At 29.9% G+C, this 16,464-nt stretch carries 16 protein-coding genes; 13 read left to right on the top strand and 3 right to left on the bottom strand.

The window, feature by feature from the left end; all coding sequences use genetic code 11:
* Positions 1-18: 18 nt before the first annotated feature.
* Genes ABD859_RS15845 through ABD859_RS15835 form a run of 3 tightly spaced genes read right to left on the bottom strand, consistent with a single transcriptional unit; the run spans position 19 to position 2,337 of the window.
* On the bottom strand, positions 19-1,419 hold the full coding sequence (locus ABD859_RS15845; protein WP_345145572.1) for a GspE/PulE family protein: 1,401 nt from the start codon (positions 1,417-1,419) through the stop codon (positions 19-21).
* A gap of 1 nt (position 1,420) precedes the next feature.
* Entirely contained in the window at positions 1,421-1,897 is a 477-nt protein-coding gene (locus ABD859_RS15840) for a hypothetical protein (protein WP_345145571.1), read from the bottom strand.
* A complete protein-coding gene (locus ABD859_RS15835; protein ID WP_425554259.1) occupies positions 1,897-2,337 on the bottom strand; it encodes a type IV pilin protein in 441 nt (146 codons plus the stop codon). The genes ABD859_RS15840 and ABD859_RS15835 overlap by 1 nt, the downstream gene beginning before the upstream one ends.
* A 437-nt stretch (positions 2,338-2,774) precedes the next feature.
* Between ABD859_RS15835 and ABD859_RS15830 the strand changes: the two genes are divergently transcribed.
* The 13 genes from ABD859_RS15830 to ABD859_RS15770 all read left to right on the top strand — a co-directional run.
* On the top strand, positions 2,775-3,503 hold the full coding sequence (locus ABD859_RS15830; RefSeq protein ID WP_345145569.1) for a hypothetical protein: 729 nt from the start codon (positions 2,775-2,777) through the stop codon (positions 3,501-3,503).
* A 29-nt stretch (positions 3,504-3,532) separates the two neighbouring features.
* On the top strand, positions 3,533-4,465 hold the full coding sequence (locus ABD859_RS15825) for a hypothetical protein (RefSeq protein WP_345145568.1): 933 nt from the start codon (positions 3,533-3,535) through the stop codon (positions 4,463-4,465).
* Between the two features lie 241 nt (positions 4,466-4,706).
* A complete protein-coding gene (locus ABD859_RS15820) occupies positions 4,707-5,750 on the top strand; it encodes a hypothetical protein (protein WP_345145567.1) in 1,044 nt (347 codons plus the stop codon).
* A 3-nt stretch (positions 5,751-5,753) separates the two neighbouring features.
* Positions 5,754-6,662, top strand: coding sequence for a DUF4200 domain-containing protein (locus ABD859_RS15815; protein WP_345145566.1), 909 nt, complete (start codon positions 5,754-5,756; stop codon positions 6,660-6,662).
* A gap of 181 nt (positions 6,663-6,843) precedes the next feature.
* Positions 6,844-7,032 carry a hypothetical protein gene (locus tag ABD859_RS15810; RefSeq protein ID WP_345145565.1) on the top strand — a complete coding sequence of 63 codons (189 nt, stop codon included), beginning with the start codon at positions 6,844-6,846 and terminating at the stop codon, positions 7,030-7,032.
* Positions 7,033-7,039: 7 nt separating this feature from the next.
* Positions 7,040-8,395 (top strand): hypothetical protein, encoded by a 1,356-nt coding sequence (locus tag ABD859_RS15805; protein WP_345145564.1) that lies wholly within the window; start codon positions 7,040-7,042, stop codon positions 8,393-8,395.
* Between the two features lie 16 nt (positions 8,396-8,411).
* On the top strand, positions 8,412-9,401 hold the full coding sequence (locus tag ABD859_RS15800) for a hypothetical protein (protein ID WP_345145563.1): 990 nt from the start codon (positions 8,412-8,414) through the stop codon (positions 9,399-9,401).
* Between the two features lie 6 nt (positions 9,402-9,407).
* Entirely contained in the window at positions 9,408-9,890 is a 483-nt protein-coding gene (locus ABD859_RS15795) for a hypothetical protein (protein WP_345145562.1), read from the top strand.
* Entirely contained in the window at positions 9,887-11,176 is a 1,290-nt protein-coding gene (locus ABD859_RS15790; protein ID WP_345145561.1) for a hypothetical protein, read from the top strand. Before ABD859_RS15795 ends, ABD859_RS15790 begins: the two co-directional genes overlap by 4 nt.
* Positions 11,164-11,511 (top strand): hypothetical protein, encoded by a 348-nt coding sequence (locus ABD859_RS15785; protein WP_345145560.1) that lies wholly within the window; start codon positions 11,164-11,166, stop codon positions 11,509-11,511. Before ABD859_RS15790 ends, ABD859_RS15785 begins: the two co-directional genes overlap by 13 nt.
* Positions 11,493-11,969 (top strand): PulJ/GspJ family protein, encoded by a 477-nt coding sequence (locus tag ABD859_RS15780; protein ID WP_345145559.1) that lies wholly within the window; start codon positions 11,493-11,495, stop codon positions 11,967-11,969. Before ABD859_RS15785 ends, ABD859_RS15780 begins: the two co-directional genes overlap by 19 nt.
* On the top strand, positions 11,959-13,095 hold the full coding sequence (locus ABD859_RS15775) for a type II secretion system F family protein (RefSeq protein WP_345145558.1): 1,137 nt from the start codon (positions 11,959-11,961) through the stop codon (positions 13,093-13,095). The genes ABD859_RS15780 and ABD859_RS15775 overlap by 11 nt, the downstream gene beginning before the upstream one ends.
* 218 nt (positions 13,096-13,313) lie before the next feature.
* Positions 13,314-16,464 (top strand): hypothetical protein (locus tag ABD859_RS15770; protein WP_345145557.1); only part of this gene is annotated, 3,151 nt, incomplete at its 3' end.

Here is a 16,464-nt window from a genome sequence, read left to right as displayed (position 1 = left end):
TTTTATATATTTTTAATTTTACAAGAGTAGTGAAAAAACTTCATCAACGGAAGTAGTTCCTTCTTTAATTAATAACAATGCATTACGTTTTAGTGTAAAAATGTCTTTTTCATCAAGATACTCAGTAATATCTAACTGGTTATTTTTAATCAAATTTGATAATTTAGATCCTATAGGCAGAATTTCATAAATTGCTTTTCTTCCTGAATAACCAGTGTGATAACAATTCTCACAGCCAACTGCAGTGTAATGAGTCATCAAGTCATTTGGAATTTCAAACCCATTTGGAAAAATTTCTTTTGAAATAACTTCTTCAGTTTTACAAGAATTGCACAATTTACGAACTAAACGCTGCGCAACACTCATATTTAAAGTACTTGCTATAAGAAAGGCAGGAACTCCCATGTCTATTAATCTGGAAACTGTTGCCCAAGCAGAATTTGTATGTATGGTAGATAATACCAAATGTCCCGTTAATGCTGCACGAATGGCCATATTCGCGGTGTTAACATCACGAATTTCACCTACCATAATAATATCAGGATCCTGTCTTAAAAAAGTTCTTAAAGTTGCAGCAAAATCAAGTCCAATATTTTCTTTCAGCTGAACCTGATTAATCCCTTCAAGAGTATATTCAATTGGATCTTCTACAGTTAAAATATTGGTATTGGGTACATTTAAATTCTTTAATGTTGCATATAATGTCGTTGTTTTTCCCGATCCTGTTGGTCCTGAAATAAGGACAATTCCATTGGGACGTTTAATATTCTCAACATATACAGCTAATTCCTTATCAGTAAATCCAAGAGAACTAATATCTATATGACTTGTATCTTTACTTAAAATACGAAGTACTACTTTTTCTCCATGAAGAGTTGGCAGTACAGAAACACGAACATCAAAATCATGAAAATCTGTAACCATTGTTATACGACCATCTTGAGGCAACCTTTTTTCTGAAATATCCAGCTGTGCACGAATTTTAATCTTGTTTACAATGACTGGATATTCTTCTACTGAAATATGAAATTGCTCTTTTAATTTTCCATCTAAACGAAAACGAACTCTTGCATTTTTTTCATAAGGCTCAAAATGAATATCACTGCTTCCAATTTCCTTAGCATTCAATACGATTTTTTCTAAGAAATCTGAAGTATAATGAATCTCTGAAACGTCATTTGTTGTTTTTCTGTAATTGGTACTTAAGTAGCGATTAATATTTTCTGTCGAATCAGTTTCCAGCTGAACCTGAAAACTTAATAATATACTTAATTCGTTTTGAAGAGTAACAATGTCAGATGCATCAGTTTTAAATATAACAACTTGTCCGATTTTTCCAGTTGGAATTATTCGGTAATAATATGCCTGTTCGGATTTTACAAGCTGCTGAAATTCTATTGGAATATCGAAACTATTCATCTTAACAAACATATAAAAAAGTATCGCTACAGCAGAAAGAAACTGCATAAACAACACCAAAAAACAAAGACATATAACCAGCCAAAGGAACAGTGGACTGTTCTTTTTTATTAGTTATAACTAAATGTAAAATCAATGAAAAAATAAGCGAAAAAACAAACAGAATCCAAAATGAAACTACTGAAAATGAAGCTGCTATAAAAACAAAAAACAATACATCACCTATTCCAATTGTGTTTTTGAAATCCAGCCTCTTAAACTTTGCATATAATAAGCTTGTTCCTAAAAGTATTCCTATAAATAATAAATTGATAGCGAAATTAGTTAGAGCAACTGATAGCGGAAGAACGTTTGTTTGAATTATAAAAACAAGAATGCCAATTACAGGGTATAAAAACCAGTAAACCATTCTACTTTTAAAATCCTGATACAAAACAAAAGTAAATACAATAATTAATATTAATTTTAGATACCACATTAATCATTTACAATTTGTTTTGGAACACCATTCTGGTCAATTTCCCAAACATTAAAAACCCCATTTCCATTAAAATCAGTAATGGCTGTCGCTTTTACTTTAAATTCACTATTGCTAGAATGTACGATTTCATAAACGTAGTTAGCACTTCCATTTTCTTTAGTAGTTTTTGGCGCTTCAAAATCTATCTCCGTAAAATTAGGGCTGTATTTAGAATACATAAAATAATACTGTTTTTCCGCATTATATATAGCTTTTAGCTGTACTTGGGCTTCTACACTTTTGGCTTTAGTAATTAATGGCATCAAGTTTGGCAGGGCAATTAAAAGCAGGATTCCAATAATGGCAAGTACGATCAGCATCTCCTGAAGATTGAAAGATGGTATTTTTTTTAATAGATTTTTTTTCAAAGCAAAATATAAATTAATTTTTACAAATATATCTTTTTTATTGAGAAAACAATAAGACCTATCATAAGAAATAATTCGTTAATAATTTTAAAAATATATAAGATTTTTTTACCACAAATATCATTATGAAATTCCTTTTCTGCCATAGTTTCATCAATTAAAAAAAACTTCTTTAATGTTTCTTTATATACAGGACAAGCCTTCTGTATATTCTTACATATTAATCTGGACGGAATGGAAATACTAAAAAAACAGAAATACATTTAGAAATTTACAAAGAGAACTAAAATGTATTTACTATAGTATCAATTTAAACAATACCGTAAATGTAAGATATTGCTTCACAAAAAACAAAAGACGGATTTTCTAATTTCAAAAATAAAACAATAAATTTTAACACTATATTACATCTATTTGATTAGATTTGTTAACTAAATACAAAAATTAATTTACATAAAATAATTCTTATGCATAAAAAATTTGTTGTCTTAATTCTATTGATTTGTAGTGCATGTCAGACAACCAAAATAAAAAATGATAATTATAAGTTTTCTTCTTCAGTAGTTGAGTTAGGAAGCATTGGAACTTCTAAATTATCTTACAATTTAAACACATTTGAACCTAAAGCTCTTCCTAAACTAGAAAACAATATTAGGGTAGAAATTGGAGTGGTTCCATACAACAAAAAGCTAAACAAAATTTATAAATCAAAAGCAAAATACAACCAAAATCAGACAAAAGTAGCTTATATAGATAGTTTACCTATTAAACCGGAACTAGTGACCATTAAAATATTAGATATTGCTGGTTTGGTTGAAGAAATAAACGCAGACTATAATTCTTCTATTTTAAAACTATTAACCAACACTCAAAACTTGAAAATAATTTCAAGCCTGGCTGTAAGTTTATCAACAGACGAAATCACAAAAATAAGACAATCTGATGCTTTCTATCTTACCAACAATCAATACAAAAAATATACAATAGCTTTATATAAAACTGGAAAAAAAACTGACATTATAGATATTAATCCAGAAACTATCGTGGCCTATCAGGTAAGTTCATTTTGTTGGACAAAGTCAACCAAGGGTATTTGGCTTGTTGCAGATATAGTAAATGAAAAAAATAAATGTTCAGGAACTACAAGCAAAAAATTAAATGAGAAAAATAACAACAAAGACTTATTTGACATGTAATTTTCTTCTCTATAAACATATTAAAAATCATGAATAAAAATTTATTTAAATATTTCTTTCTATTAATTACTTTAACTTTTATTTCCTGCGAAGAAATTTTACTTGTCGACAATATATCTAAAAAAGAAGTCAATCTTATTGCGCCTTCAAATAATGCTGTTTTATCATCATCAGGTGTAACTTTTTCATGGGAAACTATTGAAGGCGCAGACAAATATCAATTACAAATTGCAATTCCTAATTTTGAAGCTCCAAAGCAGATAATTCTCGATACTATTGTAACTAAAAATTCTTACGCGCAACAGCTAAATATTGGAAAATATGAATGGCGAATTAAAGCCATTAATAGTGCATATGAAACAGCCTATTCAAAAAATAGTTTTGAGGTCTTAAACAATGATGATTTTCAAAACAACACTGTAGTTCTATTAACCCCTAGTAATAATTTAACTACCAAAACTGCTTTACAGAAATTATCTTGGGATGCAATAATTGGATCTGTAAATTATCAACTTCAAATTCTAGATGAAAACGGCACACTTATTAAAGAACAAAGTACAGAAACAACATTGCTAAATTTTACTTTTGACGAAGGAAAATATACCTGGAAAGTAAGAGCAAGCAACGGAACTACACAAACATTATATACATCACGCTCTATTTTGGTTGATACTAAAGCTCCTAATACTTCTATTCTATCAGCACCTGTTAATGCAAGTACTACTACCAATACAAGTATTAATTTTCAATGGAGCAGAACTCCTATTGCAGGAAGCAGTGAAAAAGACAGTATATATGTATATACTAACAACGCTTTAACTACGCTAAATTTTAAAGATAAGGGTACAAGTCCATATAATAAAACTTTAACAAAAGGAACCTATTACTGGTTTGTAAAAGGATTTGATGAAGCTGGAAACGAAAGTGCAAGAAGCACTGTTTTTAATTTTACCGTAAACTAATTTATACTTGAAATGATTTAAAACAATCAACCGGAACCTCAATATTTGCGAAAAAAACATTTTTAATAGTTCTTTTCTTTAATATTTAACAAAAACAATTCGACTAGATTCCTAATGATAAAAATGGAATGACTCCTTGAGAAATAAATAATAAACTTATACAAAAAATTGAGCAGCTGACTTTGTATATGATTGAGATGAAAAAAGACATTGAATTATTAAAAAAAGCTAAAAACAAAAAATGAAAAAATTAACTTCTCTTCTATTTATAATTTTATCCCTAAAAACTTTTGGACAAATCAACTCACCAAATGGCAATAATATATTTTCTTATAATGGTGTAGCTGATGTAACTTTTAAATACCCTGAAAGAGGTTCAGGAGGAAGAGCTTTTGTTCATGCTCCAAATAATATATTGGCAATTAATTACGATGGAGATTTTATGGGAGGAACTACAATAGGAAAAAACATACATTTCAAAGATAATGGCAACTCATATATATATTCTAATTTAGGAATTGGAACTTCTGATCCAGCAACAAAATTGCAAGTTTTAGGAGCGCTCACTCTTGGCAGCGAAAGTGTAAATGCAAATACAACCAAAATATTTCTTCAAAATCCAATAGGAAAAACTTGGGCTATAAGTTCAGGGGCAAATATGGTAACTGAATCTAGTTTTTCCATTTATAATTGGTCTGATAACCAACAGATACCTTATTTTCATATATCAAGTACTGGAAATGTGGGCATTGGCACTTATCAGCCTAACGTTCCTTTAACAGTCTATGGTGTTTCAAATTTTTTCCCAGCCAGAATAGGCAGCGGGGACTCAAGATCTCTAGAAATCAGTAACACACCTAATTCAACGACATTTATCAGTAATCAATATCCTGTTTTCCTAAAAACTGGCTCAGGAGATCAACCTTTAATTTTAAGTGCTGCCAGAGTTGGAATAGGAACTGCTAATCCGTCTTCAATGCTAACAGTAGCAGGAAATATTGCATCACGAGAAGTGAAAGTAACAGTAGATGCAGGTGCAGATTTCGTTTTTGACAGAAATTACGATTTACCTACTTTAGAATCTGTTGACAAATTCATAAAAGAAAACAAGCATTTACCAGAAATTGCTTCGGCTGAAGAAATGAAAAAAAATGGAATTAATTTATCTGAAATGAATATCAAACTTTTACAGAAAATTGAAGAGATGACTTTGTATTTAATTGAAATAAAAAAACAAAACGATGTTCTGAGAAAAGACATCTTAGAATTAAAACAAAAGAAATAATATATGAAAAAACTATACCTACTATCACTTGTATTCTTTTTTGCAGTATGTCATTCCCAAGTATCCGGTAGTTTTAATGTTGGTGGAGACAGTGATAAATTTTATCCAGTAAAATTCTATGATGGCGGATGGACTTATAACGTACCAACAAATCTTACATTGGGGAGAAGTTATGTACACACCGATTCTTCATGGAGAGGATCGTTAATGGCTGAATTTAACTTCCATGTTACAGAATGGGGGAATGATTCAGCATTTATTAGAGCAAACATTATTCCATCCAATTCATATAATGGATCTTATACTAACTTTATTGCTGGCTGGAAAGATGTTTCAATCCAAAATGCAGAACGTTCGATTGTAATTTGGCTTAGAGGCGGTGGAACTACGTATTTTTATCAATCAAATTACACAGTGAATCCAACTGTTTATGATGGTGTTCTAAATAGTCTTCCTTATAATGAAGTTAATGGTCCTTCTCACAATTATAAAATGTCAATAGAAGAATATGCCACAACTACAGGAACTTATCAAAATAGGAGTGCATATTTCAACGGAAACGTAGGTATCGGAACCATAAACCCAACTTCAAAACTTACTGTTGCAGGAAACATTGCTTCACGCGAAGTAAAAGTAACTGTAGACGCTGGTGCCGATTTTGTTTTTGAAAAAAACTACAATCTTCCTTCTTTAGAATCTGTAGATCAATTCATTAAAGACAATAAGCATTTACCAGAAATCGCATCTGCTGAAGAAATGAAAAAAGAGGGAATCAATTTATCTGAAATGAATATCAAACTTTTACAGAAAATTGAAGAGATGACTTTGTATATGATTGAAATGAAAAAAGAAAATCAAAAACAAAATGAAGAAATTAAAAATCTAAAAAATCTCTTATCTTCTAAAAAATGAAAAATACATTAATTTAAAAAAAACACTTACAGCTTAAAAAGATCATTTAAAAATTATTCTATGTGCAGATAGAAGTCTTGAAAATTTAATTAATAATGGCAATGAATGCAATGAAAAAGGACATTTAGAAAACATACCAAGTGAAAAAGAAGTTTTAGAAAACGGAATCAATCTTGGAGAAATGAATTCAAAACTTCTTCAGAAAATTGAGGAGCTTACATTATATGCAATTGAAGAGCAAAAGAAAAACATCAAACAATCTGAAGAAATCTTCAATCTTAAAGAGGAAATAAAACTACTTAAAAAGCAAATAAAATCAATTAATTCTATTTCTGAAAGATTATTAAAATTAGAACAAAAGCTAAATTAAATTTTAAATGAAAAAAACATTCCTCATTATATTTATTGTATTTCAGACTTTAATTTATAGTCAAACATTTGATTTGGGTACAAACAGTTTGAAATGGACAAGAGAACAAAAAGATTTTAACAGTCCGCCAAGAGCTGGAGTTTCTGACATGTCATTAAAACTTTGGGATAATTATACCGGAACTAATGCACCTTCTCAATATGGTACACTGCTGGAAATTTATGGCTTGCAAAATCATTTAATTTCCCATCTCTATTTTAATAATAATTGGGAAGGTGGCCAGATTATGTACAGAAGTGCATTTTATAATGAAAATATATGGGGAGAGTGGAGAAATTTATTAGACTCGAAAAGTAATGTGGCATCATCCGGTAATTTAATAATTGAAGGAACCGGAAACAACGGAATAGGAACAAATAATCCTGAAAAAAAATTCCAGATCAATGCTTCAAACGATGATGCAGGGCTCCGAATACATACTAAAACAGGAGATAATAATACCAACACTCCATATCTACTTTTGACAGGAGGCTATTTCCCTAATAACGGAGTTGCATTACAAGGAGTTTCAGATGGAGGATACGGAAGAAAGGCACTAGCATTTTATTCAGGCTGGCAAGGAAATACTGACAGCCCTGCAATTTCTGATCTGCAGGAAAGAATGAGAATTTCTTCAAATGGTTTTGTAGGTATTGGTACAAAAAATCCCGAGACAGCTTTAAATGTAAATATCGGTTCAGGAGGTTCAAATGGAACAGCTGCGATACGAGTTGGCGGGCTGACTAATTACTCGAGTTTAGAATTAGGCATTGATGGTGATTATGACGGAATGATTAGAAGCTATGGCAATAATATAAATTACTACGCAGGTCATTGGAAAACGAAAGGAACACCAGCCTCAGAAAATCACAGTCATAACTGGTACACATCAAAGAATGGTTCTTCTGACTGGTCTTCAATAAAAATGACTCTAAATGAAAATGGAAATTTGGGTATCGGGACAACCAATCCTAAAAATAAACTTGATGTAAATGGTACAATCCATTCTAAAGAAGTAAAAGTAGATTTAGACTTTCCAGCACCAGATTATGTTTTTGCAAATGATTACAAATTAAAAACATTAGATGAGGTTGAAAGTTATATTAGCAAAAATAGTCATTTACCCGAAATTCCTTCGGCTAAAGAATTTGAGAAGAATGGAATCTATTTAGCACAAATGAATATGGCGCTCTTAAAAAAAATTGAAGAATTGACACTGTATACAATTCAACAAAATAAAAAAATAATTGAACTTGAATTGAAAAATAAAAAACTGGAAGATGTTGAAAGTAGATTAAAAAAATTAGAAGAAAAAGCAAAATAACATACAAATAAAATTTATGAAAACAACTAAGTACTTATTCATTCTGGTTATTTTTTTTACATCCATTAATATTTTTTCACAAATAAATATCAACCAAAATGGTTTAAAATCAATTGTTATTGGCCCATTATCAGCAAGTGCAGAACAACCAAAAAGATACGAAATAGCCTCAATAGGATATAACTCTCATCATTGGCAGCATGGCGGGTTAATCATTATTGAACTTTTTAGCAAATACTATTCAACCGGATATGAAAAATATATTTTAGAAAATGGTTATGGACAAGGATCTAATGGGAGTTCGGCAGTTCTCAAATTAATAGAATCGCATGGATTTATTCATTCAGGTAAGATTGTATTAGGAACTCCTGTAGATTTATCAACGAGCGTTGGTGATTATGTAAACAAAAAACTGCCAATTTATTTTGATGTAAGATATTATGCCAAGTACGAAATTAAAATTACTTATCTACAAGAGAAAGTAGATATACTTACAGACTACAATCAAATAAAAATTGATGAAAATCCATTATCATTAGATATCAGCGATTTTGCAGAAACAAATAGTCTTAATGTTAATTTAGCATTAAACGGACCTGGGAATCATTACATTGAAAATGGTAACGTAGGTATCGGGACAACCAATCCTAAAAATAAACTAGATGTCAATGGAACTATTCACGCTAAAGAAGTAAAAGTAGATTTAGATTTTCCAGCACCAGATTATGTTTTTGCAAATGATTACAAATTAAGAACATTAGATGAGGTTGAAAATTATATTAATAAAAACAGTCATTTACCCGAAATTCCTTCGGCTAAAGAATTTGAGAAGAATGGAATCTATTTAGCAGAAATGAATATGGCGCTCTTAAAAAAAATTGAAGAATTGACACTTTATTCTATTCAGCAAAATAAAAAAATAGAAGATCAGTCAAAAGAAATTAAATCATTAAAAAGTTTAGCTTTACGCGTAACTAAATTAGAAAAAGAATCTGCTAAGAAATAAAAATTAATGAAAAATAAAAAAAACCTCTATATACTGCTCCCACTCGTTTTATTGGTTTGGGGAGCTGTTTTGTTTCAGGTATTTTCATTTACTAATTCTGATGAGATATTAGCAATAAGTAATCCTGAATTTACTATTAAACCTTTAAAAATTAATAAAAGAGAAACCTTTACAATTAATGTTAATTATAGGGATCCCTTTTTAGGAAAAATGTATACTGCAGAAAATATTTCTAAAGCAAAAATTACTTCTGGTGCTTCTAAAAAAATTAAACAGCCAGAAGATTTAGTGTGGCCAAATATTATCTACAAAGGTTTAATTGCTGATTCAAAAGGTAAAAACACCATTTACATGTTGATTATAGACAGCAAAAACTATTACATGAAAATTGGAGACACAGAAAACGAAGTATTCCTTAAATCAGGTGATAAAGAATCTGTATATGTAAAGTATAAAGGCAATCTTAATATTATAATGCTTCAGGATTGAAATTAAAATTCAAAATAAAATCTGGTGCATTACAATTTACAGTATTTATTGCTGTATTAATCGCTCTGCTCTTAGCAGGCTTGATTTTATATGCTTATACTTTTATATACATGAAAGAGCAGTCAAAAGGAGCTATTGAAAATATTCAGATTGCGGATATTGGAATTCAGTCACTTTTAGAGCAGAAAGAATTAAATACAGATACCATATCAATTGATTATCTTAATAAAGAAAATCAAATTATAAAAACGCATTTATCGCAGTGGGGAGTGTTTCAAAAAGGAATGACAATCACACAATTTCGAAAGAAGAGATTTATCAAGACTGCTGTAATTGGATCACTTCTGATAGCCGATAAGTCCCCTACTCTTTACTTACAAGAAACTCATAATGCATTAACAGTTGTAGGAAATACCAAAATTCAAGGAATCAATTATTTACCAAAACAAGGAGTTAATTCAGGGTATATAGCCGGAAATAGTTATTACGGTTCACAATTAATTTACGGAAAAACAGAAAAAAGCACATCTGAACTTCCCAAGCCTGAAAAAACTTATTTAGATGCAATCAGTTTTTATATAAAAAACTATAAAATAAATCGCGAGGAAGATTACATCAATTTAAATTCTGGCAGAAAAATTACAAATTCATTTAAAGAAAAAACAAAAGGTTTTTATTCTGAAAATCCTATCACAATTGAAAATAAAATTTTATCCGGTAATTTTATTATTAAATCAGAAACATCTATTAAAATAAGAAAAACGGCTTTACTTAATGATGTTATTTTAATTGCTCCCATTATTGAAATTGAAGATGAAACTGCCGGCTGTTTTCAGGCTATTGCCACTAGAAAAATTGTAATGGGTAAAAAATGTAATTTATCTTATCCATCGGCTTTATTATTATTTCAGGATAATAAAAATAATATTTCAGATAACACTAATTACAACAATTCACGAGATAATCAAATTTATGTTGACACTGGATGCAATATAAAGGGCAGTGTTATTTACATCCAGACAAAAGAAATTGCTGATTTTCAAACGCAGATTGTTTTGGAAAAAGATTCCAAAATAAAAGGACAAGTTTATTGCAATGGTAATTTTGAAATAAAGGGAACTGTTTCTGGATGTGTATATACCAAACAATTTATAGCCAATCAGGCAGGCTCAATTTTTGTAAATCACGTATACAATGCAAGTATTGAAAATGAAAATATTCCTCATTTTTATGGCGGCATAATTTTAGAACAAGAACCTAAAACCGTACTGAAATGGTTATATTAAAAAAGATAAAATCAGCCACTTTAATTGAAGCTGTTGTAGCAACTGTTTTGGTAGTTATAATATTCATAGTTTCGAGTTTAATTTTAAACAATCTTGTGTTTAATACTTTTTCTAAAAACACGCACAGCGTTGAAACCAGAATAAATGAATTAGAATATGAGGTACAGAACAATTCTATAAAACTTCCTTATCAGGAAAATTATAAAGACTGGAATATCAACATTCAAATAGAAAAAAATATATCTGCAAGAAAAATATTTTCTATTTCAGCAGTAAACAATATATCCAAAAAAGAAATTACAAAACAACAGGTAATATGGCAGCCCGAAAATTAAAATCATTTACACTATCGGAATTAATAGTTGTTATGATTATAACCGCTATTGTAGTTGGAATGGCTTTTAGTGTTTTAAGAATCGTACAAAAACAAATTCATGCCATTCAGACTAATTTTGAGAAAACAAGCATACTGGTCCTTTTTGAACAAAAACTTTGGCAGGATTTTAATGACACTAATAATATTGTATATGATAGCGCTAAACAGTTACTAATAATGACTTCGGAAATTGATACAATTACCTATTCTTTTAAAGAAAATTTTTGCATGCGGAATCATGACACTATTAAACTAAAAATTATTCCGAATAAAGCTTTGTTTAAAGGACAGGAAATAAAAACTGGACAAGTTGATGCTTTATCCATATTTGCAGAAACAGAATTACCGGGTTATCAAATTTTTGTTTATAAAAAAAACGATTTAACCTTTTTAATGAATCAGGAAGATGGCCTTTAAAATAGATAATATCCCAAATAAAAAAACCGTTCAGGCTAAAAATACCAATAGTATTGAAAGTTTATTAAAGAAAGAGATTACGCTTTTTGGCGATAGTTTTAACAATAAAAAAAAGCAGGCATTCTATCTTGAACTAGCTGTATTGCTAAAAGCTGGTGTCAGCTTTAAAGAAGGATTGTCATTAATAATTGAGTCATTAAAAAAAAGTGCTGATAAGGATTTAATTCAAAATATACTGAATGATGTCGTAAATGGAAAACCATTTTCAGATGCACTGCGTGCTTCAAAATCATTTACAGAGTATGAATACTATTCTATTCAGATAGGTGAAGAAACAGGAACCACAGCAAGAGTATGCGAAGAGTTAGGTCACTTTTTTGAACGTAAAAATGAGCAGAAAAGAATTATAATTGCTGCTCTTACCTACCCTTCTATTGTATTAAGCACAGCAGTTTTGGTAGTAATATTTATGTTGAGTTATGTAGTACCTATGTTTCAGGATATTTTTAAACAAAACAATATGGAACTTCCTGTTCTCACTCAATTTATAGTAAAACTTTCAGTTTGGACTAAGACTTATGGTCTCTATTTTTTAACAGCAGTTATTGTATTTGTTTTTTCAACTCAATTCTTCAAAAACAATCATGGATATAAAAAAACGATGCATTATTTTTTAGTAAAAATTCCAGTCTTAGGACCTTTTATGACCAAAGTATATCTTGCACAGTTTACTCAGGCTGTAACATTGCTTACTACCGCAAAAGTTCCATTATTGAATAGCATCCAAATGGTAAAAAAAATGATTCAGTTTGTACCTCTTCAGGAAGCTTTGGAACAAGTTGAAAATAGTATTTTAAGAGGAAACAGCTTAAGCTCCAGTTTAAAAAACACTCCCCTTTTCGATAATCGAATTATATCTCTCGTAAAAGTGGCAGAAGAAACCAATCAAACTGAATATGTTTTCAAACAGCTTAGCGAGCAATACAATCAAGAAGTAGTACAACAGTCTAAAGTTATGACTACTGTTCTTGAGCCCTTTATTATTCTTTTTGTTGGAGTACTTGTAGCCGTTTTGCTAATTGCAATGTATTTACCAATGTTCCAATTAAGCAGTGCAATTGGCTAACGTAAAAATACATTAAGAAAAAAACAAATAAATATTATAACTAACTATTATCTAAATGTAAAATGAAAAAGTTTCTATTGTTTTATAATTTAAAATTGAATAAAAAGATCTTACTCTATATTCTTATTTTATTCAATTTTAATTTCAGTTTTTCACAAACAAATTCTTCTTATGCTCCAAAAATAAATAATATATCCAGCTCACCAGAAGCAGCTCTATTGGAAAGATTTGGAGATGTTCCTATTGGGTATTATACGGGTACAGCTAACGTTTCTGTTCCTTTATATACTATAAAAGAAAATGAGATAGAAATTCCAATAATTCTAAATTATCATGGATCAGGAATTAAAGTCGCTGATGAGGCCACTTGGGTGGGTTTAGGATGGAGTTTACAACCTGAAGGTACTATTTCACAAGAAATAAGAGGAAAAGAAGACATTGACGATAATGCGAAGAACTATTTAGGAGGCTATGAAAGTGAATTTTTAGCTTTTAAAACCAGAACAAACCTTACTTCGGGCTCAGAGTTTTTTTATCCAACCGTGTTTCAGCTTGGGGCAGCATTCTGGAGGTTTTGTGGTCCTGGCTTTATTCCACTTCCGGGAATTGAATACGATTCACACTCAATTATAAACAGCTTAATGCAAGGAAATGGTGAGCCTGATATTTATACATATAACTTTTCTGGATTATCAGGTAAATTTTTTATTAATCCTTATACAAAAAAAGTTGTTCTTATAGATAAAAAAGAAGAAATCAAATTTGAAGAACTTGGTGGAGGAAGTGGTTTTAAAGCTACTACTCTAGATGGTAATGTTTATATTTTTGACGTTATTGAAAAATCATATACTGACGGAAGTGGTGATGGAGAAAATTATTCGGGAAAAAGCTATAAATTAAGTGCAATACAGCTAACAAATAATAGAACAGTTAATTTCAGTTATATAGACACAAAAATCGTATCTCTGTTTAATTCTCAGCCTACAATTAATCTTAATTACATTTGCAACACTGGATCACCTCCTAGTGTTACTCCGCCAGTCATGCAGATATATAAAGTTAGTAATGTAAAAACTCTTCAAAAAATTACAACTGATGACGTTCGAATTGATTTCAATTTAAATGATAGAGAAGATTTGATACAAAGCGGCTATACTGCAGCCTTAAATCCGAAAAAATTGCAATCAATTGATATCGTTTCTTTGAAAACAGATAAAAAAGTAAAATCATTTCAGCTTAATTATTCATATTTTTTGTCGCCGGAATCTGCAACATATTTAGGTAAAAGACTAAAATTAGATTCTGTAAAAGAAATTGGATATAATGATAATCAAATTCCTGATAATACAAAACCTTCATATTTATTTGAATATGATACCAGCGTTTCTCTACCTAGCAAAAATTCATTATCAATTGATTTTTGGGGGTATTACAACGGCCAAAGTAATACTTCCTTATATCCTGATCTAACTTATTTTAATTATTATAATAATTCTGCTTCAATCTTCAGATATATAAAATCAAATAGATATGCTGATAATTCTAAAGGCAAAGCAGCTTTACTAAAAAAGATAACTTATCCTACAGGCGGATATACAGAATTCTATTACGAACCAAATTCGTTTTCAAATCAATTTATTCCTGATAATTCTATCTTAAACTCTTCTTATAATCAATTAAATGGCATCCATAAAACATTAACAACTGTTGATAGGAATAATGATTTATCTAATACAGAAACAACATCAAAACTGTTTGAATTAAGCAAAACTGTAAATATACATTTTGACAATAGAATTCTGGATGGTAATGCATTTCCAGGAAGTACCTCCTATACCATTTCTGAGCTGGCAGGAAGTTATATTGAATTTAGGAAAATAAAAAATGGAATAACTTCTCTAATTAAAAGGTGGGATTTAACATCTGTATATAATGTAGATTTTCAGAAAAATCATGGACAAATCTGGATTGAAGATATTTTAGCTCCTTATGATCCAGGTGCAAAATACGTTATTGGCACCTATTTAACGGGAAATAGTCAAACCAAACCAAATGATACATATAGAATCGCGGCTTCACAATCTATTATAAATTATGATGATGATACAGGTGTTAATACAACTGTAAGCAAACAATGTGGATTTAGAATTTCTAACATAAAGAATTATACCAAAAATGGAGAAATTTCGAGTGATAAAAAAATCCGTTATATAAATGAAAACGGTTCATCTTCTGGTAAACTTTTAAGTCAATTTAAGCCATTTCAGGAACTTGAATCATTTTGTAATTATTGTGGTGCTTCAAACAACGGACAGCCGACTTCCAGGTCTACAAGATTTATGCAATATTTACTTTCTCCTAATGATTTTGGAATGAATGAGGGAAACACAATTGGTTATTCAAGAGTAGAAGAAATTGAATTAGCAAAAAATGCAACAGATTCTATTGGTAAAAAAGTATACACTTATAACAATACTCAAAATGTTACAAAAAAAGGATTTCCTACAATTGAATATCAAAATAATGGGCAGCTGCAATCTGAGACATATTACGATAAACTAGGAAATATTGTAACTCAAAAATTGCATACCTATCAAAATCTTGAAAATTTAAATACCACAACATGCAGCGGGATAAAAATTATATCTCATAGTATTGGTGCTGTAGACTGGGGAGATCCATATGCAATAAGCGGTACTAATGATTCATATGTATATACATACGAAACTTACCCAATAAATTCATATTGGTATGTAAAAACAAGCGTCTTAACAACAAATTATTTTAATCAGAATAAATTAATTACTACTGAGAATTATGAGTACAATTCTAAAGGAAAAATTAGATCGATTATAAGTAAAAACAGCAAGAAAGAGATTCTTAAATCCAATAATTTTTTTGCATCAGATTCTGAGATGGCAGGAAAACCATATGTCAGCAATTTATCTTTAAAAAATATTTTTAATATACCATTAGTTACTCAACAATTTAATGGAGATAAAAAACTTTCAGAACAAGAAACACAATTTGGGTTATTTAATGGGCTTTTGTTACCTGAATTTGTTTACGCTGGCAAGGAATCAAATATGGAGAAAAAAGTAACATGCGAATTGTATGATTCTAAAGGTAATATACAACAATATACTCTTGAAAACGGTGTACCTGTAACCATATTATGGGGATACAGTAAAACACAGCCTATTGCTAAAATAGAAAATGCAAGTTATTCACAAGTTGCCGCCATTCTTGGAATAACAACTGCTGTTTTAAACACTTATGATGAAAACCAAATTGCAGCAATAAACACTTTACGCACTAATCTTCCTGATGCTATGGTTACCACTTATACTTATATTCCATTGGTTGGCG

This window comes from Flavobacterium ginsengiterrae (assembly GCF_039539785.1).
Taxonomy (GTDB): domain Bacteria; phylum Bacteroidota; class Bacteroidia; order Flavobacteriales; family Flavobacteriaceae; genus Flavobacterium; species Flavobacterium ginsengiterrae.
The sequence above is the reverse complement of the archived record's forward strand: the minus strand, read 5'-3'. Positions and strand labels throughout refer to the sequence as shown.

Excerpts from the sequence above, each read along its gene's own strand:
- ABD859_RS15825 (WP_345145568.1), top strand. The coding sequence starts at position 3,533 with ATGAATAAAAATTTATTTAAATATTTCTTTCTATTAATTACTTTAACT.
- ABD859_RS15805 (WP_345145564.1), top strand. The coding sequence starts at position 7,040 with ATGAAAAAAACATTCCTCATTATATTTATTGTATTTCAGACTTTAATT.
- ABD859_RS15810 (WP_345145565.1), top strand. The coding sequence starts at position 6,844 with ATGAATTCAAAACTTCTTCAGAAAATTGAGGAGCTTACATTATATGCA.
- ABD859_RS15820 (WP_345145567.1), top strand. The coding sequence starts at position 4,707 with ATGAAAAAATTAACTTCTCTTCTATTTATAATTTTATCCCTAAAAACT.
- ABD859_RS15780 (WP_345145559.1), top strand. The coding sequence starts at position 11,493 with ATGGCAGCCCGAAAATTAAAATCATTTACACTATCGGAATTAATAGTT.
- ABD859_RS15785 (WP_345145560.1), top strand. The coding sequence starts at position 11,164 with ATGGTTATATTAAAAAAGATAAAATCAGCCACTTTAATTGAAGCTGTT.
- ABD859_RS15830 (WP_345145569.1), top strand. The coding sequence starts at position 2,775 with ATGCATAAAAAATTTGTTGTCTTAATTCTATTGATTTGTAGTGCATGT.
- ABD859_RS15845 (WP_345145572.1), bottom strand. The coding sequence starts at position 1,419 with ATGAATAGTTTCGATATTCCAATAGAATTTCAGCAGCTTGTAAAATCC.
- ABD859_RS15800 (WP_345145563.1), top strand. The coding sequence starts at position 8,412 with ATGAAAACAACTAAGTACTTATTCATTCTGGTTATTTTTTTTACATCC.
- ABD859_RS15840 (WP_345145571.1), bottom strand. The coding sequence starts at position 1,897 with ATGTGGTATCTAAAATTAATATTAATTATTGTATTTACTTTTGTTTTG.
- ABD859_RS15795 (WP_345145562.1), top strand. The coding sequence starts at position 9,408 with ATGAAAAATAAAAAAAACCTCTATATACTGCTCCCACTCGTTTTATTG.
- ABD859_RS15775 (WP_345145558.1), top strand. The coding sequence starts at position 11,959 with ATGGCCTTTAAAATAGATAATATCCCAAATAAAAAAACCGTTCAGGCT.
- ABD859_RS15815 (WP_345145566.1), top strand. The coding sequence starts at position 5,754 with ATGAAAAAACTATACCTACTATCACTTGTATTCTTTTTTGCAGTATGT.